Consider the following 20,163-nt stretch of genomic DNA (forward strand, 5'->3'; position numbering starts at 1 on the left):
GCATCACCCTGACCCTGCTCACCGGGTTGGCCCTGGTGTACTCCCTGGTGCCGCTGGTGTGGCTGGTCGTCAACGCCACCAAGAGCCAGGAGTCCCTGCTCACGAGTTTCGGTCTGTGGTTCGGCTCCGACTTCGCCCTGTTCGACAACATCGCCGCCACGCTCACCTACGGCGACGGCGTGTTCGTCCGCTGGCTGCTCAACACGGTGCTCTACGTGGTGGCGGGCGCCGGCGGCGCCACCCTGCTGGCGGTGCTGGGCGGCTACGCGCTGGCCAAGTTCGTCTTCCCCGGACGCCGCGCCGTCTTCGCCGTGGTCCTGGGCGCGGCCGCGGTGCCCGGCACCGCGCTGGCGGTCCCCACCTTCCTGATGTTCAGCCAGATGGGGCTGACCAACACCCCCTGGGCGGTCATCGTCCCCTCGTTGATCTCGCCCTTCGGCCTGTACCTGATGTGGGTCTTCGCCGCCCAGGCCGTGCCCACGGAGCTGTTGGAGGCCGCGCGCATCGACGGTTCGGGCGAGATCCGCACCTTCTTCACGGTGGCGCTGCCGTTGCTGGCGCCCGGCACCGCCACGGTCCTGCTGTTCACGATGGTGGCGACTTGGAACAACTACTTCCTGCCGCTCATCATGATCCGCGACCCCGCCTGGTTCCCGCTCACGATCGGCCTCAACTCCTGGAACGCCCAGGCCGCCACCGTCGGCGGCGAACCGGTCTTCCACCTGGTCATCACCGGATCACTGCTGACCATCGTGCCGCTGATCGCCGCCTTCCTGCTGTTGCAGCGCTACTGGCGGTCGGGACTGACCGCCGGAAGCCTCAAGGGCTGAACGTCACGGGGCGGGCGCACCGCCCGGCCCCGGACCATCACCACGACCGAGGAGACCCCCCCCATGAGCAGCCGATCCGACATCCGACCCCGGGCCCGAGCGCTCCCCACCGCCGCCGCGGTCGGGGCTCTGTGCCTGGCCCTGGGCGCCTGTGGCAGCGGTGACGACACCATCCCCGAGATCGGTGCCGAGGACGTCGAGGCCGCACTGCAGGAGGGTGGGGAGATCACCGTCTGGGCCTGGGAACCGACTCTGGAGCGCGTGGCCGAGGAGTTCGAGGAGGCCCATCCCGGCGTCACCGTGAACGTCGAGAACGTCGGTACCGGTGACGAGCAGTACACCGCCCTCCAGAACGCCCTGTCCGCCGGGTCCGGGCTGCCCGACGTCGCCCACATCGAGTACTTCGCGCTGGGCCAGTTCACCATCGCCGGCCACCTGGTCGACCTGGCCCCGCTGGGCGCCGCCGACCTGGAGGGCACCTACACCCCCGGGCCCTGGGACACCGTCCAGGGCGAGGACGGCGCCGTCCACGCCCTGCCCATGGACTCCGGCCCGCTGGCCCTGTTCTACAACCAGGACGTCTTCGACGAGCACGACGTCGAGATCCCCACCACCTGGGACGAGTACGTCGAGGCCGCACGGGAGTTGCAGGAGGCCGACCCCGAGGTCCACATCGCCGCCGACAACGGTGACGCCGGCAGCACCACCACCGGGATCTGGCACTCCGGTGGCCGGCCCTACCAGGTCTCGGGGGAGGAGGTGACCATCGACTTCTCCGACGAGGGCACCACCCGCTACGTCCAGACCTGGCAACAGCTGATCGACGAGGACCTGCTCCTGCCGGTGACCTCCTGGAGCGACGAGTGGTATCAGGCGCTCGGCGACGGCAGCGTCGCCACCCTGGTCACCGGCGCGTGGATGGGCCTGAACCTGGAGTCCGGCGTCGCCGAGGGCGCCGGCTCGTGGCGCGTGGCGCCGCCGCCCGCCTGGGAGGAGGGGGAGACCTCCAGCGCCGAGAGCGGCGGCAGCGCGCTGGCCGTGCCCGTGGGGGCGGAGCACCAGGCGCTCGCCTACGCCTTCATCGAGTACGCCAACGCCGGCGACGGCGTGCAGGCCCGGATCGACCAGGGCGCCTTCCCCGCCACCGTCGCCGACCTGGAGTCGGAGGACTTCCTCGCCATCGAGTCCGACTACTTCGGCGGTCAGCGGGTCAACGAGGTCTACGCCGCATCGGCCGCCGACGTGAGCCAGGGCTGGACCTACCTGCCCTACCAGGCGCACGCCAACTCGCTGTTCAACGACACCGTCGGACAGGCCTACGTCTCCGACACCACGCTCGCCGAGGGGCTGGCCGCCTGGCAGGACGCCTCGGCCCGCTACGGCGAGGAACAGGGCTTCGCCGTCACCTCCGGCGGATGACCCACGACCGACCGGTCACGGGGGCGGCTCCGGTCGCCCCCGTCCACCCCGACGTCCTCTCGAAGGGAACCACCATGACCGACCCCGCCGCGCGCGACTGGCTGCGTTGGCCCCACGAGCCCGACCGCGCCCGTTTCGGCTACGGAGCCGACTACAACCCCGAACAGTGGCCGCGCGAGGTGTGGGAGGAGGACCTGCGCCTGATGCGCCGTGCGGGGGTCAACATCGTGACCCTCGGGGTGTTCTCCTGGTCGCGGTTGCAGCCCGGGCCGGACACCTGGGACTTCGGCTGGCTGGACGAGATCATGGACCGGCTGCACGAGAACGGCATCGCCGTCGACCTGGCCACCGCCACCGCCTCACCACCGGCCTGGCTCACCACCGCCCACCCCGAGGTGCTGCCCGTCACCCGCACCGGAGAGACCGTCTGGCCCGGCGCGCGCCAGCACTGGCGACCCACCTCGCCGGTGTTCCGTCGGTACGCGCTCGCACTCACCACCGCCCTGGCCGAACGCTACGGTGGCCATCCCTCCCTGGCCGCCTGGCACGTGTCCAACGAGCTGGGCTGCCACAACGCCCACGACTACTCCGACGACGCCGCGGCGGCCTTCCGTGCCTGGTTGCGCGGGCGCTACGCCACGATCGACGGTCTCAACCACGCCTGGGCCACCGACTTCTGGTCGCAGCGCTACACCGACTGGGACCAGGTCCTGCCGCCCCGTCTGGCCGCGTCGCACGTCAACCCCACCCAACAGCTGGACTTCGCGCGTTTCTCCTCCGACGCCCTGCGCGACCACCTGCGGGCCGAGCGCGAGATCCTGCGCCGCCACACCCCCGACATCCCGGTCACCACCAACTTCATGGTCATGGGCCACGTCCAGGAGATGAACTACGCCGACTGGGCTCACGAGGTCGACTTCGTCTCCAACGACCACTACGTGCGCCCCGACCCCACGGGCGCCGACGAGCTCTCGTTCAGCGCCAACCTCACCGGCGGACTGGCCCGCGGGCGCCCCTGGTACCTGATGGAGCACTCCACCAGCGCGGTCAACTGGCGGGCGGTCAACCCGCCCAAGGCCCCCGGCGAACTGGCCCGCGACTCCCTGCTGCACGTGGCGCACGGCGCCGACGCGGTCTGTTACTTCCAGTGGCGTCAGTCGGCCGCCGGGGCGGAGAAGTACCACTCGGCGATGGTGCCGCACGCCGGTTCCGACAGTCGGGTCTTTCGCGACGTGGCCGAACTGGGCCGGGTCCTGGCCGAGGACCTGGCCGAGGTGGCCGGTACGCGGCGGTCGCCCGCCCGGGCCGCCCTCGTCTTCGACTGGGAGTCCCGGTGGGCGGTACGCCGCGACTCGCTGCCCAGCTCCCTGTTGAACGTCCACACCGAGGCGCTGGACTGGTACACCGCCTTCCTCGACCTGGGCGTGCGTGTGGACGTGGTGCCCACCGACGCCGACTGGGAGGAGTACGACCTGGTCGTGGCGCCCCTGCTGCACCTGCTGCCCGGGGCGACCGCACGCCGACTCGACGACTACGTCGCGGGCGGCGGCCACCTGGTCACCACCTACTTCTCCGGGATCGTCGACGAGAACGACCACGTCCACCTGGGCGGCTACCCGGGCCCGCTGCGCGACCTCCTGGGCCTGAGCATCGAGGAGTTCGCGCCGCTGCCCGAGGGCGCGCGGGTGACCCTGGACGACGGGGCCACCGGGACACTGTGGTCGGACCGGATCACCGTGACCTCCCCCGAGACCGAGGTCCTGACCCGCTACGCCGACGGTCCTCTCGCCGGGGGAGCGGCCTCGACCCGTCGGGCGGTGCCCGGTGGCGGCAGCGCCGCCTACGTCTCCACCCGATTGGACGACGAGCACCGTGTGGCCCTGCTGCGCCGGCTGACGCGGGAGGCCGGTGTCGACAGTGAGCTCCCCGAGGACCTGCGCGGCCGGGTCGAGGCGACCGTGCGCGCGGGCGAGGACGCCGCGTACCTCTTCCTCACCAACCGCACCGATGAGCCCGTCAAGCTCGACGAACTGTCCGGCACACCGTTGACCGGGGCCGACGTCACGGGGGAGGAGGCTCCGGTCCTCCGGCCGCGTGGGACCACCGTCCTGCGCGTACCCGTGGCCGACGTCGCACGGTGACGCACCGGCGGCCCGCGTCGGGCGACCTCCGTCCGTCGCCCCGCACGGGCCGGGGCACCGCCCCGGCCCGTGGCATGGTCGTGACCGCGGAGGGCGCCCCGCCCTGACCCGCCGGTACAGTCCTGGCAGCGCACCGAAAAGGAAGGAAACCCGTGGAGCGAAGCGCCGTCGAACGCCCCTCCGTCTCCCGGTTCGCGGTCTCCACCCTGGGGGCGCCCGGACGCCCGTTGGAGGAGGTCCTGGACGCGGCCCGCGAGGCCGGGGCCGGAGCCCTGGAACTGCGCGCCGGTCCGGGGCAGCCCGCCGACCCCGAGCTCACCGCCGCCGAACTCGATCTCCGTCGGGCCCGCATCGAGGAGCACGGCCTGGACGTGCTCGCGGTCGCCTCCTACGTGCGGGTGGCCGCCGAGGGCGACGACGGCCCCGTGGTGGACGACCTCGCCGACCATCTGCGCCTGGCCGCGCGGCTGGGCGCCCCCTATCTCAGGGTCTTTCCCGGTGGTCCCGGCGCCCGACCGGAACGGACCCGGGTGCCCGACCCCGATCCCGGCGCGGAGGAGCGGGCCGCCCGACGGCTGACCGCCGTCGTGCCCCTGGCGGAGGAACTCGGGGTCGCTCCGGCCCTGGAGACCCACGACTCCCACCCCCGTGGGGAGGACGTGGTCAGGGTGCTGGACCTGCTCGACGACCGTGCCCGAGCGGCCACCGCCGTCGTCTGGGACCTGCTGCACCCCTGGCGGGTGGGCGAACCGATCGAGCGCACCTGGGGGCACCTGAGCCCCTGGCTGACCGCGGGGCGGGGCTGGGTCCAGTTCAAGGACGTCGCCGCACCCGAGGACCCGTTCCCGCTCCCGCCCGGACAGGGCGCCCTGCCCCTGGACGCGGCGCTCGCCCTGTTGCACGACGCCGGTTACACCGGGCCGCTCAGCCTGGAGTGGGAGAAGGCCTGGCACCCCGGTGCCGCCGACCTGGAGGTCGCCCTGGAGCACTCCCGGCGTCTGTTCGACCCCGCCCGCTGAGGGGCCGTCGCCTCAGTCGGCGGTGGGCGGGGGCGTGCTCCGCCGCAGGACCACGTGTCCGTGGCGGTGCACCACCCGGGGCCCCTCCTCGGAGGGGCGCGCGATCAGGTCCAGGGCGATCCGCCCCACCTCGCCCCAGGGCAGACGGACCGTGGTCAACGCCGGGGCCACGTCGCGCAGGGCCGGCACGTCGTCGATCCCGGCGACCGCCAGGTCCTGCGGCAGACGCAGGCCCGCCTCGCGGAAACGGGCCATGGCCCCCACCGCCACCGTGTCACTGATCGCCAGGACGACCTGGGCGGGGCTGTGCCGCAGCAGGTACTCGCCGGCGGCGGCGTACCCCCCGTCCCGGTCGAAGGCACAGTGCAGCACACGGTCCTCGGCGAGCGGGACACCCCGTCGCTCCAACCCCTCGCGGAACCCGACCACACGATCGTGGGCGGTGCGGGCCTCGGGCGGACCGGCCAGCACCGCGAACTCCCGGTATCCGAGGTCGGCCAGGGCGTCCGCCAGGTCGAAACCGGCCCGCCGGTTGTCCAGCGCCACCGTGTCGAAGGGGAGCCCCTCCTCACTGATGGCCACGACCCGGCCGCCCTCGCTCTCGTAGGCGAGCAACTCCTCCACCAGGCGTTCGTCCCGGGAACCCACCGTCACCGAACGGCCGCCGGCCAGGATGATCGCCCTCGGGCGTTGCGCGCGCAGCGACGCCACCACCCGTATGGCCTGCTGGACACTGTTGTTGCCCGAGACCATCGTGACCATGCGGTCCTCGGCCTCGGCGGCGCGCAGTACCCCGGAGGCCACCGGGGAGAAGTAGTCGTCGTGGATCCCGTTGACCAGAAGCGCGATCTGGTCGCTGCGGCCCCGGGCCATGGCCTGGGCGGCCGGGTTGACGACGTATCCCAGGCGTTCGGCGGCGGCCAGCACCCGACTGCGGTACTCGGGTCTGACCTTGCGGACGCTGCCGTTGACGGCCCTTGAGGCCGTCGCGTGGGAGACCCCCGCCTCTCGTGCGACGTCCGCCAGGGTGACGTGGCGCGAACCGCCCGCGGCCTTCACCGTTGTGCACCTTCTTCCCGTGTCGGGAGGCCGGCGGGGCCGTGCCGGCCCCGCCACCGTGTTCAGTCGACGTCGAAACCCTGGCGCTCGCCGTAGGAGCGCAGATCCGCTCCCCATTCTTCCAGCCCTTCCTGGACCGGCCCCGGAGCGGCGATGCGCGGACCCACGCTGTCACCGAAGACGGAGTTGGCGTAGACCTGGTACGGCAGGTACTCCCAGCCCTCGGCGACCTGGTCGGAGGCCTCGGCCAGCACCCGGTGCGCCTGCTGACCACCGAAGTAGTCGAGTTCCTCGTCCAGGTACGCGGGGTCCTGGAGGGTGGTGTTCTGGGCGGGGAAGTTGCCGTCGGCCACCTGCGCCTCGAGTGAGGACTCGTGGGTGGAGAACCACTCCAGGAAGCCCATGGCCAGGGCGGGGTTCTCGCTGCCACGGATCACGGAGAACCCGGATCCGCCGTTCTCGGCGTTCTCCGGGGCGTCGGCGTCCCACACGGGGATCGGGGCGATCCGGAAGTCGCCGACGTTGTCGGTGAGGGTGCCGGAGATGTTGCCCAGTGCCCAGGCGCCGGTGATCCAGGTGGCCAGCGTCCCGTCGCCGAGTCCACGCCACCACTCGTCGGTCCAGCCGGGCTGGGACACGACCAGGTCGTCGGCGAGCATGTCGCTCCAGTACTCGCTGACGCGCAGGGTCCCCTCGTCGGAGAAATCGATCGCGACCGACTCCCCGTCGACCTGGTAGGGGCGTCCTCCGGCCTGCCAGATGCGGCTGTTCACGCCGCCCGCGTCACCGGGGTCGATGGAGGTGATGTGCGCGCCGCTGTCCTCCTTGATGCGCTCGGCCGCCTCGGCGTACTCCTCCCAGGTGGTGGGGGGTTCGATGCCGGCCGAGTCGAACACCTCCTGGTTGTAGACCAGGATCAGCGGACCGGTGTTGTTGGGCAGGCCGTAGGTGCCGCCGCCGTAGCTCATCTGGCTCCAGGAGGAGGCCGTGAACTCCTCCTCCAGGGTGTCGAGTCCCCAGTCGTTCACGCTCTCCAACTGCTCGGACAGGGCGAGCTGGGGCAGGGCGAAGTACTCGATCATGGCCAGGTCGGGGATGTTCTCACCGGCGCTGATCGCGTTCTGCAACGCCGTGTACTGGTCGGCGGACTGTCCGGCGTTGACGATCTCCACGTCGACCTGGGGGTGTTCCGCCTCGAAGGCCTCGACGGCCCGGTCGAACTTGGTGCTCCAGGTCCACAGGACCAGGTCGCCGCCTTCCTCCAGGGCGGCCTCGATGTCGGCGGAGCGGTCGACGGACTCGGCGGGGGCGTCCGCGTCGTCGCCGGAACCGCATCCGGCCAGGAGGAGGACGCATCCGGCCGCGGCCGCGGTCAGTGTCGTTCGGGGGGATCGCATGGTGGACACCTCGTGATTCTCGCGCAGGCTACTGTTTGACGCTTCCGGCGGCCAGACCCGACTGCCAGTACCGCTGGAGGAAGAGGAAGGAGATGATCAGGGGCACGATCGCCAGCAGGGAACCGGTGAGCACCACGTTGTAGACCGGTTCGAGGTTGGCCCCCGTGGTGACCTGGTTGTTGAGCTGGTGGAGCCCCACGGTCAGCGGGTACAGCGTCGGGTCGCTGAGCATGATCAGGGGCAGGAAGTAGTTGTTCCAGGTGCTGACCAGGTTGAACAGCAGAACGGTGGCGAACCCCGGCATCAGGAGCCGGAACGCCACGCTCCAGAACGTGGTCCAGGCGCTCGCCCCGTCGATCGTGGCCGCCTCCAGGAGCGAGTCCGGGATGGCGTCGGTGGCGAACACCGTCATGAGGTACAGCCCGAAGGGGCTCACCAGGGCGGGGATGATGATGGCCGCGCGGGTGTCGGTGATCCCGAGTTCGGCGAACAACAGGAAGGTGGGCACGGCCAACGCCGTCGTGGGGATGGTGATGGCGCCGAACACCACCGCGCGGGCCATGCGTTTGCCGGGGAAGTCGAACCTGGCCAGGGCGTAGCCGCCGAAGGTGCAGATCAGGGTGGCGCCCACCGCGCCCACCACCGAGTACAGGGCGGTGTTGAGCAGCCAGGTCAGGTAGATGCCGTCCTGGTAGGTCACCGTGGCGACGATGTTGTCCCACAGGGCGAACTCCCCGCCGAACCACAACCCGTTCGAACGGAACAGGTCGCCGTTGGTCTTGGTCGCGTTGACCGTGAGCCAGTACAGCGGCAACAGCGTGTAGAGCACCATCAGCCCCATGAGGAGCTGCAACGTGACCCTGGTACGGCGTCGGCGCGGTCCGGTGGCCGCACGCGTGCGTCGCCGGGGCGACCGCGGTGGCCTCGGTGGCGCCTCGGCGGTCCGAGAGTCGCGGTGGCCGGTCGTCACACTCATCGTCTCGTCCCCCGTGCGGTCATCCACTGGGCCACGTAGGCGACGACCACGGTGACGGCGCCGAGCAGGATGGCCACCGCCGCGGAGTAGGTCACCTGGTTGGCGTTGAAGGCCAGTTGGTAGGCGTACATGTTCGGGGTGTAGTAGGTGCTGATCGAGGCGGGGGCCAGGGACTGCAGCACGTGCGGCTCGTTGAACAACTGGAAGCTGCCGATGATGGAGAACAGCGTCGCCACCCACAGCGCCGGCTTGAGGGCGGGGATCTTCACGCTCCACGCGATGCGCGCCTCGCCCGCGCCGTCGATGGCGGCGGCCTCGTAGAGCTCCTCGGGGATGGAACGCAGCGCCGCGTAGAGGATCAGCATGTTGTAGCCGAGGAACTGCCAGGTCACCACGTTGCCGATGGCGATCAGGACCCAGTCGGGGGTCAGGGGTCCGGGGAGGGCGGCGCCGGTGGCGGCGTTGAACTGCCCCACCAGGCCGAACTGGTCGCCGTAGATGAAGCCCCACATCAGCGCGGCCACCACCGAGGGGACGGCGTAGGGCATGAAGACGCCGATCCGCATGAACCGCATGGCCCGGATGCGGCCGGAGTCCAGGATCAGCGCGGCCAGGAGGGCGAGACCGATCATGACCGGCACCTGCACGGCCAGGAAGAGCCCGACCCGGGAGACGCCCTCCAGGAACCGGGGGTCGGTCAGGGCGTCGAGGTAGTTGCCCAGGCCCACGAAGGAACGGCCCCCGATGAGCTGGTCCCGGTACAGGCTCAGCCCGGAGGCGTACACCAGGGGCGCGACGATGCCCATGACGAACACGAGGAGGAAGGGCGTGAAGAAGATCAGGCCGGTCCAGTCGCGCCGTCGGCGGGGTCGGCCGCGCGCTGTCTCCCACGGGACTGCGCTCATCCGCGTCCCCTTTCGCACGGAGGGTCGGATAGGTACGCTCAGCAAAGCGGAATGCGCATTCCAACGTAGATGTGAGCCACGCCACGGTCAAGGTCGGTTCGGGAACTTCTCCGGGATCCGCGTTCCCGTGGCGGGTCGGAGCGAGTGGAGGCGAAGTGATGGCTGCACAGGCCGACGAGGCCGGATCGGGCCGTGGCGGACCCGGGGAGGCGTCCCCGGGCCGACGGCCCAGAACCCTGCTCGCGATGGAGGAGGAGGTCTTCCGACTCCAGTTCACGCCCCCGGTGATGGAACGGTTGCACCAGGTGGCACAGGTCGTAGACCCTTTGTGGGTCAGTGATTTCGACACCCCCGGGGCGCGTGCCCGCCTGGCCGACTGTGAGGTGCTGCTGACCTCCTGGGGCTGCCCGACGATCTCCCGGGACGTGCTGGAGGCCGCCCCGGGGCTGCGTGCGATCATCCACGCCGCGGGCAGCGTGCGCGGTCAGGTTCCGCCGGAGGTGTTCGAGCGGGACGTTCTGGTGACCACCGCGGCGGCGGTCAACGCGGTCCCGGTGGCCGAGTACACCCTCGCCATGATCCTCGCTTGCGGAAAGCGCGTTCCGTTTCTGGCACGGAACGCCAGGTCCCACCGTTCGGACTGGTCCTACCTCGCCCGGCACGGCCCCCTCACCAACCGCGGACGCACCGTGTGCCTGGTCGGCTGGTCCAGGGTCGGCCGGCTGCTCGGCCGGATGCTCGCCCCCTTCGAGATCGAACTGCTGGTCGTCGACCCCTACGCCGACCCCGCCGACGTCGCCGCCGCCGGTGGTCGGCTCACCGGTCCGGAGGACGCCTTCCCCCGCTGTGACGTGCTCTCCCTGCACGCTCCGCTGCTACCCGCCACCCGGGGGATGGTCGACGCCGACGCCCTCGCGCTGCTGCCGGACGGCGCCACCCTCATCAACACCGCGCGCGGCGCCCTGGTGGACACCCCCGCCCTGGAGGCCGCCTGCCGTACCGGGCGCCTCTACGCGATCCTGGACGTCACCGACCCCGAACCCCTGCCCGACTCCTCGGTCCTGTACGACCTCGACAACGTCGTCATCACCCCCCACATCGCCGGGTCGCTGGACTCGGAGACCGAACGGATGTCCCTGGCCGCCCTCGACGAACTCGACCGCTACCGATCCGGACGACCTCCCCTGGACCCGATCACCCGCGCGACCTTCGGAGTGACCGCGTGAGCGCACCCATCCCCGGACTTCCCCCCGACGACCGTGACCTGTCCCCGCACACCGGCTGGACCCGCGCGCACTGGGTGGCCGTGGCCACCCACCTGCTGCGATCGGTCCGCCCCCACACCTCTCCGGGGCACGCCCGGATCGAACTGCCGGGCCCGCACAGCTCCTACGGCCCCGACAGCGACGCCCTGGAGGGGTACGCCCGCACCTTCCTGCTGGCCGCGTTCCTCGTGGCGGGCGAGCGCGGGCACGACCCGCACGGATTCCTGGACCGCTACCGCGCCGGGCTGGTCGCCGGCACCGACCCGACGGGGCCCGAGGCCTGGCCGCGCCCCGACCGGGTGGCCCAGGCCAAGGTCGAGGCCGCCTCGATCGCCCTCGGACTCATGCTCACCCGGCCCTGGCTGTGGGACCGCATGCGCCCGGAGGAGCAGGCGCGGGTGGTCGACTGGCTGGCCACGGTGGTCGGTGAGAGCTACCCGCCGATCAACTGGGTGTGGTTCCAGATCATCGTGGAGGAGTTCCTGCGCTCGGTCGGTGGACCCTGGGAGCCCGCCGACCTCGCCTCGGGGCTGGCGGTGCACGCCTCCCTGCGCCGTGAGCAGGGGTGGCTCTCCGACGGGAGCGAGCGTTCCTACGACCACTACTGCGGCTGGGCCCTGCACTTCTACCCCCTCGTGTGGGCCCACCTGGCCCAGGAGGGTCCCGACCCGGCGCTGGTCGAACGCTGGCGCGCGGACCTGCGCCGATACCTGCACGACCACGTCCACCACATCGGCGCCGACGGTGCTCCGCTCTTCCAAGGGCGCAGCCTCACGTACCGGATGGCGTCGGCGGCCCCGCTGTGGGTGGGGGCCTGGACCGGTGCCACGGAGCTGGACCCCGGCCTGGCCCGCCGGGCCGCCTCCGGGGTGCTGCGGCACTTCGTTCACCACGGCGCCCCCGACGCCGACGGCCTGCTCACCCTGGGGTGGCACGGTGCCTGGCCGCGGATGCGCCAGTCCTATTCGGGCGCGGGTTCGCCCTACTGGGCGGCCAAGGGGTTCTTCGGACTGCTGATGCCCGAGGAACACCCGGTGTGGAGCGCCCCGGAACGGCCCCTGCCGGTGGAGCGGGGCGATTTCCGTCGCACCGTGGTCTCGCCCGGGTGGATCGTCTCCGGCACCGTCGACGACGGCGTGGTGCGGGTGGTCAACCACGGGACCGATCACGGCACCGAGGGGGAACCCGCCACCGACGCACCGTTGTACGCGCGCCTGGGCTACTCCACCTCGACCTCGCCCGTCCTGGTGGGGGAGGGGGTCGACTCCCCGCTCGACCACAGTGTCGTGGTGCTCGACGACCGGGGCCGCGCCACCCACCGCACCGGGTTCACCTCACTGGGGGTGGATGACGACGGCGTCGCGGCCGTGGGCCGATCGCGTTGGCGGTCCCACTGGGTGGAGCCCGACGACGACCACGGCCGCGACCACGGCTCCGGGCGCCGGGGCGACGTGAGGCCGGGGCCGATGGTCGAGGTGTGGTCGCTGGTGCGGGGCGCCGATGAGGTGCGCGTGGTGCGCGTGGGCCGGGACACGGGCCCCGCCGACCGGGCCGACCACGACGTGAGGGTGGGCGGGTGGCCGGTACCCCTGGGGTCCGCGTCCACCTCGCTCGTGCGTGTGTTGTCCGCCGCCGGTCCCGTCGAGACCGGGAGCGCCCACCTGGAGGACGTCACCCCGCTCGCGGCCGTCACCCTCGTGCCGTGGGTCCGCACCCGCCTGGCCTCGGGCGGGGTCCTGGTGTGCCTGGTGCGGCTCGCCGACCGGGCCGGGGAGACGGCGCTCCCCACCGCCTGGACCACGGACACGCGGGCCGGCGTCACCTGGCCGGACGGGAACGTCTCCTCGATCGACCTCTGATCCCGAGGCCGATCCGCCCCGAAGACCCGTGCGCGGGCCCGGCTCCGAGCCGGGCCCGCGCACGGGTCGCGCTCCGCTACCCGGATCGGGTGGCGACGTTCTCCGGTGAGCTGCGGGCGGGCGCGTCCTGCCTCGGGCCGCCCCGCGGTCGCGCGCGCAGACCGGGCAGCATCGGCGCCGCACCGCCGACCCTGCGCTTGTTGTAGATGTCGAAGGCCACCGCCAGCAGCAGCACCAGACCCTTGATGAGCTGTTGCCAGTCCACGCCCAATCCGATCAGCGACATGCCGTTGTTGAGCACGCCCATGACCAGGGCGCCGATCACCGCGCCGAGCACACTGCCGACCCCGCCCGCCGCGGAGGCGCCGCCGATGAACGCCGCGGCGATGGCGTCGAGTTCGAACATGGTGCCGGCGCCGGGGGTGGCGGCGTTGAGCCGAGCGGTGAAGACGAGCCCCGCCAGCGCCGAGAGCACGCCCATGTTCACGAACACCCAGAACGTGGTCCGTTTGGTGCGGATGCCCGACAGCGCGGCGGCGCGCTCGCTGCCGCCCACCGCGTACACGCGCCGACCCATGGTGGTGGAGCGCATCACGAACGCGTAGCCGACGATGAGCGCGATGAGGAGCACGCCCACCAGCGGCAGCCCGTTGTGGTCGGCCACCACGTAGGTGAAGGCCATGATGGCGGCGACCACGAGGACCGAGCCGAGCGCGGTGGCCGCGGCCGGGGTCACCGGCAGGTCGCGGGCGCGGGAACGGGCCCGCGAACGCCACTGGATCCACACGATCACCGCCGCCCCGGCCAGGCCCAAAGCCAGGGTGGGCAGGTGAAGACCGTCGGACCCGCCGGGCAGGAAGCCGCTGGCGATCACCCGCAGCGACTGCGGCAACGGGGCGATGGACTCCCCGCCCAGCACCGCCAGCGTGGCGCCCCGGAAGACGAGCATCCCCGCCAGGGTCACGATGAACGCGGGAACCCCCACGTAGGCGATCCAGAACCCCTGCCAGGCGCCGATGAGGGCGCCCAACAACAGAGCGGCCGGGACCACCACGATGGTGGGCAGCCCCCACGAGGTCAGCATGATCGCCGACATCGCGCCGGTGAAGGCCACCACCGAGCCGACCGACAGGTCGATGTGCCCGGTGATGATCACCAGCATCATCCCGATCGCCAGGATCAGGACGTAGGAGTTCTGCATGATCAGGTTGGTGACGTTGAGCGGGGTGAGCAACAGCCCGCCGGTGAGCACCTGGAACAGGATGATGATGGCCACCAGGGCGATGACCATGCCGTATTGGCGGGTGCGGCCCTGGAGCATCCCCCGCAGACGGGGGTGGTCGGTGGTCGGAGGGTTCACGTCGCTTCCCCGGTTCGGGTCATGAGTCTCATCAGGGTCTCCTGGTCGGCGTCGGCGCCGGGCACCTCGCCGGTGATCCGGCCCTCGCACATGGCGTACACGCGGTCGCACATGCCGAGGATCTCGGGCAGCTCCGAGGAGATGAGCAGCACGCACGCCCCCTCGGCCGCCAACCGGCGCACGATCAGGTAGATCTCGTACTTGGCCCCGACGTCGATGCCGCGGGTGGGCTCGTCGAGGATCAGGAGTTCGGGCCGGGTGAACATCCACTTGCCCAGCACGACCTTCTGCTGGTTGCCGCCGCTGAGCGTGCGCACCGTCTGGTTCGCCCCGTGGCTGCGCACCCGCATGCGTTCGCTCATCCGCTGGGCCTCCACCGTCTCCAGGCCCGGGTCGATGACGCCGCGGTCGGAGATCCGGCCGAGCGCGGCCAGGGTGGTGTTGTGCCGGATGTCGTCGTCCAGGACCAGTCCCAGGGACTTGCGGTCCTCGGGGACGTAGGCGACCCCGGAGGCGATCGCGTGCGCGACGTCGTCCACGCGCGTGTCCTCGCCGTCCCGCAGCAGCGCCCCCCGCACGTAGCGGCCGTAGGAGCGCCCGAACAGGCTCATCGCGAACTCGGTGCGTCCGGCGCCCATCAGGCCGGCCAACCCCACGACCTCACCGGACCTGAGGGCGAGGTCGACCCCGTCCACCATGCGCCGTCCGGCCTGCGTGGGATGGTCCACCGTCCAGTCGCTCACCTCGAAGCGGATCGGGCCGATGGCGCCGTCGCCCTCCGGGTAGCGCTGGTCCAGTTCCCGTCCGACCATGCCGCGGATGACGCGGTCCTCGTCGACGGAGGGGCGACCCTCGGCGTCGCGTTCCACGGTCAGGGTCTCCACGGTGCGGCCGTCCCGCAGGATGGTGACCTCGTCGCTGACCCGCATCACCTCACCGAGCTTGTGCGAGATGAGCACGCAGGCCACGCCCTGCTCGCGCAGGTCCAGCAGCAGCTCCAACAGACGGTCGCTCTCGGTCTCGTTGAGCGCCGAGGTCGGTTCGTCCAGCACCAGCAGCCGCACCCGTTTGGCCAGGGCCTTGGCGATCTCCACCAACTGCTGGGCGCCGATGCTGAGCGTGGAGACGGGAAGGGCGGGGTTCTCGTCCAGGCCGACCCGGCGCAGCAGGTCCCTGGCCCGGGCGTGGGTGGCGCCCCAGTCGATGACCCCGTAACGGGTCTCCTCATGGCCGAGCAGCACGTTCTCGCTGATGGACAGTTGCGGGACCAGGGCCAGCTCCTGGTGGATGATGGCGATCCCGGCCGCCTCGGCGGCGGCCACGTCGCCGAAGGCCACCGGCGCCCCGTCGATCTCCACCAAGCCGGTGAAGGAACCGGCCGGGTGGACCCCGCTGAGCACCTTCATCAGGGTGGACTTGCCCGCCCCGTTCTCGCCCATCAGGGCGTGGACGCTGCCGGGGGCCACGTCCAGCGAGACCCCGTCCAGGGCCCGCACCCCGGGGAACTCCTTGCGGATGTCGCGCATCCGCAGCAGTGGCCACGGGGTGTCGGGCATGGTGTCGACGATGCTCATTCGAGCTCGGACTCCTCGTAGTAGCCGCTCTCGACCAGGATCTCCTGGTAGTTGTCCAGGTCCACCGAGACCGGTTCCAGCAGGTAGGAGGGCACCACCTTGGCGCCGTTGTCGTAGGACTCGGTGTCGTTGACCGGCACCTCCGCGTCGTTGAGCAGGGCCTCGGTCATGTCCACGGTCTGGGCCGCCAGCGCGCGGGTGTCCTTGAAGACGGTCTGGGTCTGTTCGCCGGCGATGATCGACCGCACCGAGGACAGGTCGGCGTCCTGACCGGTGACGACGGGCAGGGGGCGGGCGTCGGTTCCGTAGCCCACCGCGCGCAGGGACTCGATCGCCCCCAGGCTGATGCCGTCGAAGGGGGACAGGACCGCGTGCACCTCCTCGTCGGAGTAGTTGGCGCTGAGCAGGTTGTCCATGCGGGACTGGGCGACCGCACCGTCCCAGCGGGGGGTGGCGATCTGCTCCATGGAGGTCTGTCCGCTGCGCACCTCCAGCACCCCGTCGTCGATGTGGGGTTCCAGGACCGACATCGCGCCGTCGTTGAAGAAGTAGGCGTTGTTGTCGTCGGGCGAGCCGCCGAACAGCTCGATGTTGAACGGGCCGTCCTCGTTCTCCAGGTCCAACGTGTCGACGATGTACCGCCCTTGGAGCACACCGACCTCGAAGTTGTCGAAGGTGGCGTAGTAGTCGACGTTCTCGCTGCCCATGATGAGCCGGTCGTAGGCGATGACCGGGATGTCGCCGTCGGCCGCCATGTCGAGCACGTCGCCCAGGGCCTCGCCGTCGATCGAGGCGATCACCAGGGCGTCCACGCCCCGGGTGATCATGTTCTCGATCTGGGAGACCTGGTCCTCGACGACGTCCTCGGCGTACTGCAGGTCGGTGCCGAAGCCACGGTCCTCGAACTCGGCGACCATGTTGGCGCCGTCGTTGATCCAGCGTTCGGACGACTGGGTGGGCATGGCGATCCCGATGACGCCGTTGTCGCCATCGGGGCGGGCGGCGTCGCCGACCCCGCCGCAGGCGGTCAGGGTCAGCGCCGCGCCCATCAGGGTTGCGGTCACGGGTAGGTGGGAGGGGCGTGGCATCGGAGGGCCTTCTTCCGTACGGCTAGGGGGTGGGTCGGTCCTGGCCCGGGGCCAGGGAGATGACGGTCCAGGACACGGGCGGCAGGACCGCGGTGAGGCGGCCGTCCTCCAAGCGCACGTCCTGCGCCGGCCTGGGGACGACCCGGTCGGGGGCGTCCATGGTGTTGACCGCGTAGGGGTCCGTGTCCGTGAGGGTCCGTGCGTCGGTCACCGTGTCGGCGGCCAAGGCGCGCAGATCGGCGTCGAGCGTGAGGTGCGTGTCGGTGGAGCGGTTGACCACGAACAGCGACGTGGCGCCGTCCCGCTCGTCGTGGGTGAGCGCCGCGTCCGGCGTGGGCACGGTGCCGTGCCGCTCCGTGGGGTGGGTGGGCGCCCGCAGCTCGGTCCGCAGCACGTGACCGCGGGCGGCCCGCGCGGTCAGCGCGAAGGGGTGGAAGATGCTCTGCCGCCAGGCGGGACCGCCGGGTTCGGTCATGATGGGTGCGATGACGTTGGCCAGCTGCGCCTGGCAGGCGGCGGTGACCCGGTCGCTGTGCCGTAGCAGGCTGATGAGCAGGTTGCCCACCACGACCGCGTCGGCGACGGTGTAGCGGTCCTCGATCACCCTCGGTGCGATGCGCCAGTCGTCGGTCGGTCGCGCCGCCGCCTCGGCCCGGTGCCGGCTCTGGTACCAGACGTTCCACTCGTCGAAGGAGAGGCTCAGGCGTTCGGGGCGGCGCAACCGGGCGCCCACGGCGTCGGCCGTGGCGGCCACCGCGTCGATGAACCGGTCCATGTCGGTGGCCTCGGCCAGGAAGGACCCCAGGTCGCCGTCGTGCTCCTCGTAGTAGGCGTGCAGGGAGATGTGGTCGACCGCGTCGTAGGTCTCCTCCAACACCGTCGACTCCCAGGCGCCGAAGGTCGGCATGGACGATCCGGAACTGCCGCACACCACCAGCTCCAGGTCGCGGTCGGCCATCTTCATGGCGCGGGCCACCCGGGCGGCCTTGCGCCCGTAGGAACGGGCGTCCAGGTGCCCGATCTGCCAGGAGCCGTCCATCTCGTTGCCCAGGCACCACATGCGGATGTCGTGGGGACGGGGGTGCCCGTTGGCGACCCGGCGGTCGGACAGGTGGGTGCCGCTCGGGTGGTTGCAGTACTCCAGCAGGTCCAGGGCCTCGGCCAGACCGCGGGTGCCGAGGTTGAGCGCCATCATCGGTTCGATGTCCAGGGAGCGGCACCAGGTCATGAACTCGTCGAGTCCGAACCGGTTGGTCTCGATGCTGTGCCAGGCCAGGTCGCGGCGGACCGGGCGCTGCTCGCGCGGGCCCACTCCGTCCTCCCAGCGGTACCCGGAGACGAAGTTGCCGCCCGGGTAGCGGACGGTGGTCACGCCCAGTTCCCGCACCAACGCGGCCACGTCGCCGCGGAACCCGTGGGGGTCGGCGGTGGGGTGGTCCGGTTCGTAGATGCCCGTGTGGACGCAGCGGCCCATGTGCTCGACGAAGGAGCCGAACGTGCGCCGGTGGACGGGGGCGATGGGGGTGGTGTCGACGTGCAGGGAGGCGTGGAGCATGGGTCTCCTCCTGATCGATGGGCTTCCCGGGGCGTGCGGATCAGTTCGGGCACCGCGTCCCGTCGTCGGTCCGTCGTGTCCGGTGCGGGGCGCCGTCGCGGCCGGGACCCGGACCGCACACGGTGCGGGCGGGGCCGCGTGGGCGCGCGTGGCCCGTGAGGGTGCCGTCGTCGACGTCGCGCATGGTGCGCTCCTCGTTCGGGGGAGGGAGGGCCCGCCCGTGTCGGGCCCTCCCGGTGCGTGATGGGGTGCGCCGGTCGGCGCCTCGGGGCCGGTCGCTCAGACCGGGACGTACTCGATTCCGGCCAGTTCGCACAGGACCCGCCAGTCGGCGCCGATGTGCCCGGAGTTCATGACCATGTGGTGGGTGCCGCCCGCGCGCAGCCAGGCGTCCAGACACCCCCGCACCCCCGAGGAGGGGCGGAACTGTCCGTACGGCATCTCCAGGGCCGGGAGCTCGGGGGAGTCCAGGACCTCGCCCTCGGCCACCACCAGACGGAAGCGTTCTCCGCCCAGCGAGACCAGCGAGGCCAGGGTCGCGGGGCCCGGCCGGTAGCGGAACAGCAACGTGGGCGGGTCCTCCAGACCACCGATGCCGAGGGGGCGTTTGATCAGCCGGATCGGTTCGTCCTCGCGGGCCGCGCGCCAGTTGCCCTCGCCCATGTGGCTCATGAGGATCGAGTCGCTGGGGAAGTCCATCGCGTACATCTCGGTGAAGTGGCCGTCCCCGGCGAGCCGGTGTCCGGCGTAGACGATGGAGGCCGCCAGCACGTCGCCCTCGCCGGCGAAGCCGTAGCCCTGCGCCATGAGGGTGGAGGCGGCCGCCATGGGAAGACGGGCGAAGCGTCCGTCCTCACCGATGGCGTCGAAGTGGGTGGAGTAGGCACCGCACCCCGACTCCTCCAGGAGCCGCTCGATGCCCAACTGCATGCGGATGTGGTCCTCGCGTTCCTCCTTGGACAGACGGGCGTCCACGTCGAACACCCCGTCCTCCCACGCCAGGAGATCCCGCACCTCCTCCTCGGGCAGGTCGGCCATGGTGCGGTGCAGGGCACCGGGCGCGATCACGTGCACCTCGGGTCCGAGCGCGCGCAACAGCGCCGTCTCGTCCACCCGGGCGTCGCCCATGCCGTTCATGGGGTACCCGAACACCCCCACCCGCAGCCTGCGCAGCGCGCTGACGGTGTGGGCCGCCCGGGCCCAGCGGTCCACGCGGGCGGCGAAGTCCGGGCTCTGCCACTCACCGGTGATGACGTCGAAGTCCACCCCCGCCCTGACCAGGGCGTTGGCGGTGTCCTGCGCTCCGTGGACGCCCTGGTTGTAGGTCATGTCGTCCATGTCCCAGGAGGCGCTGACCGCCGGGTCGGGCTGGATGTTGGCCAGGGCCACCGGGAGCCGCAGCCCGGACAGGGCGCGGGTGACGCGCAGGGAGGGCCCGTAGGTGAGCATGACGACCAGGACCCCGTCGAGCTCCTCGGCCTCGAAGGCGCGGAGCGTGCGTTCGGCGTCCTCCCTGCCCCGGACCGGGTCGCCGACCGTCCACTCGGCGACGTCGGACAGCCGCTCGGCCACGCGTGCGGCGTAGGCGGCCTGGTGCTCGGTGATCCCGGGGATCATGGCGTCGTAGAGGGGCTGCATGATGCCGAGCAGACCGATGCGGGGCCGGCGGGCGCGCACCGCCGGGTTGGCGGTCGCGGGGGGCGTGGGTAGGGGCAC

15 protein-coding genes are annotated in these 20,163 nt (G+C 71.5%); 6 read left to right on the forward strand and 9 right to left on the reverse strand.

Annotated elements, in window-relative coordinates; genetic code table 11:
* The 4 genes from DSY14_RS14565 to DSY14_RS14580 all read left to right on the forward strand — a co-directional run.
* Nucleotides 1–830 (forward strand): carbohydrate ABC transporter permease (locus tag DSY14_RS14565; protein WP_211717089.1); only part of this gene is annotated, 830 nt, incomplete at its 5' end.
* Between the two features lie 63 nt (nt 831–893).
* Nucleotides 894–2,249 carry an ABC transporter substrate-binding protein gene (locus DSY14_RS14570; RefSeq protein ID WP_211717090.1) on the forward strand — a complete coding sequence of 452 codons (1,356 nt, stop codon included), beginning with the start codon at nt 894–896 and terminating at the stop codon, nt 2,247–2,249.
* 74 nt (nt 2,250–2,323) lie between these two features.
* Nucleotides 2,324–4,390: a beta-galactosidase gene (locus DSY14_RS14575; protein WP_211717091.1), complete on the forward strand. Its 2,067-nt coding sequence runs from the start codon at nt 2,324–2,326 to the stop codon at nt 4,388–4,390.
* A gap of 152 nt (nt 4,391–4,542) precedes the next feature.
* Nucleotides 4,543–5,409, forward strand: a complete 867-nt coding sequence (locus tag DSY14_RS14580) for a sugar phosphate isomerase/epimerase (protein ID WP_211717092.1) — start codon at nt 4,543–4,545, stop codon at nt 5,407–5,409.
* Nucleotides 5,410–5,421: 12 nt separating this feature from the next.
* Here DSY14_RS14580 and DSY14_RS14585 read toward each other — a convergent pair whose 3' ends face one another.
* From DSY14_RS14585 to DSY14_RS14600, 4 genes are all read right to left on the reverse strand, one after another.
* Complete coding sequence (locus tag DSY14_RS14585; RefSeq protein ID WP_211717093.1) at nt 5,422–6,468, reverse strand: LacI family DNA-binding transcriptional regulator; 1,047 nt, start codon at nt 6,466–6,468, stop codon at nt 5,422–5,424.
* 62 nt (nt 6,469–6,530) lie between these two features.
* A complete protein-coding gene (locus DSY14_RS14590) occupies nt 6,531–7,865 on the reverse strand; it encodes an ABC transporter substrate-binding protein (RefSeq protein WP_211717094.1) in 1,335 nt (444 codons plus the stop codon).
* A 28-nt stretch (nt 7,866–7,893) separates the two neighbouring features.
* Complete coding sequence (locus DSY14_RS14595; RefSeq protein WP_249187898.1) at nt 7,894–8,718, reverse strand: carbohydrate ABC transporter permease; 825 nt, start codon at nt 8,716–8,718, stop codon at nt 7,894–7,896.
* Between the two features lie 119 nt (nt 8,719–8,837).
* Nucleotides 8,838–9,746, reverse strand: a complete 909-nt coding sequence (locus DSY14_RS14600) for a carbohydrate ABC transporter permease (RefSeq protein ID WP_211717096.1) — start codon at nt 9,744–9,746, stop codon at nt 8,838–8,840.
* 158 nt (nt 9,747–9,904) lie between these two features.
* On the opposite strand from DSY14_RS14600, the gene DSY14_RS14605 reads away from it, so the two are divergent.
* Both DSY14_RS14605 and DSY14_RS14610 read left to right on the forward strand, forming a co-directional pair.
* On the forward strand, nt 9,905–10,972 hold the full coding sequence (locus DSY14_RS14605; RefSeq protein WP_249187899.1) for a hydroxyacid dehydrogenase: 1,068 nt from the start codon (nt 9,905–9,907) through the stop codon (nt 10,970–10,972).
* A complete protein-coding gene (locus DSY14_RS14610) occupies nt 10,969–12,870 on the forward strand; it encodes a DUF2264 domain-containing protein (protein ID WP_211717097.1) in 1,902 nt (633 codons plus the stop codon). The genes DSY14_RS14605 and DSY14_RS14610 overlap by 4 nt, the downstream gene beginning before the upstream one ends.
* Nucleotides 12,871–12,946: 76 nt before the next feature.
* Here the strand turns inward: DSY14_RS14610 and mmsB are convergent, their stop codons facing one another.
* The 5 genes from mmsB to DSY14_RS14635 all read right to left on the reverse strand — a co-directional run bounded on the left by mmsB (nt 12,947) and on the right by DSY14_RS14635 (nt 20,163).
* Nucleotides 12,947–14,191, reverse strand: coding sequence for a multiple monosaccharide ABC transporter permease (gene mmsB, locus DSY14_RS14615; protein ID WP_211717104.1), 1,245 nt, complete (start codon nt 14,189–14,191; stop codon nt 12,947–12,949).
* A 35-nt stretch (nt 14,192–14,226) separates the two neighbouring features.
* Nucleotides 14,227–15,804, reverse strand: a complete 1,578-nt coding sequence (locus DSY14_RS14620; protein ID WP_283091628.1) for a sugar ABC transporter ATP-binding protein — start codon at nt 15,802–15,804, stop codon at nt 14,227–14,229.
* On the reverse strand, nt 15,801–16,892 hold the full coding sequence (gene chvE / locus DSY14_RS14625; protein ID WP_283091629.1) for a multiple monosaccharide ABC transporter substrate-binding protein: 1,092 nt from the start codon (nt 16,890–16,892) through the stop codon (nt 15,801–15,803). The genes DSY14_RS14620 and chvE overlap by 4 nt, the downstream gene beginning before the upstream one ends.
* A 22-nt stretch (nt 16,893–16,914) precedes the next feature.
* A complete protein-coding gene (locus DSY14_RS14630) occupies nt 16,915–18,447 on the reverse strand; it encodes an alpha-N-arabinofuranosidase (RefSeq protein WP_211717098.1) in 1,533 nt (510 codons plus the stop codon).
* A 279-nt stretch (nt 18,448–18,726) separates the two neighbouring features.
* On the reverse strand, nt 18,727–20,163 hold the full coding sequence (locus DSY14_RS14635; protein ID WP_211717099.1) for an L-fucose/L-arabinose isomerase family protein: 1,437 nt from the start codon (nt 20,161–20,163) through the stop codon (nt 18,727–18,729).

Source organism: Nocardiopsis sp. MG754419 (assembly GCF_018207095.1).
Classification (GTDB): domain Bacteria; phylum Actinomycetota; class Actinomycetes; order Streptosporangiales; family Streptosporangiaceae; genus Nocardiopsis.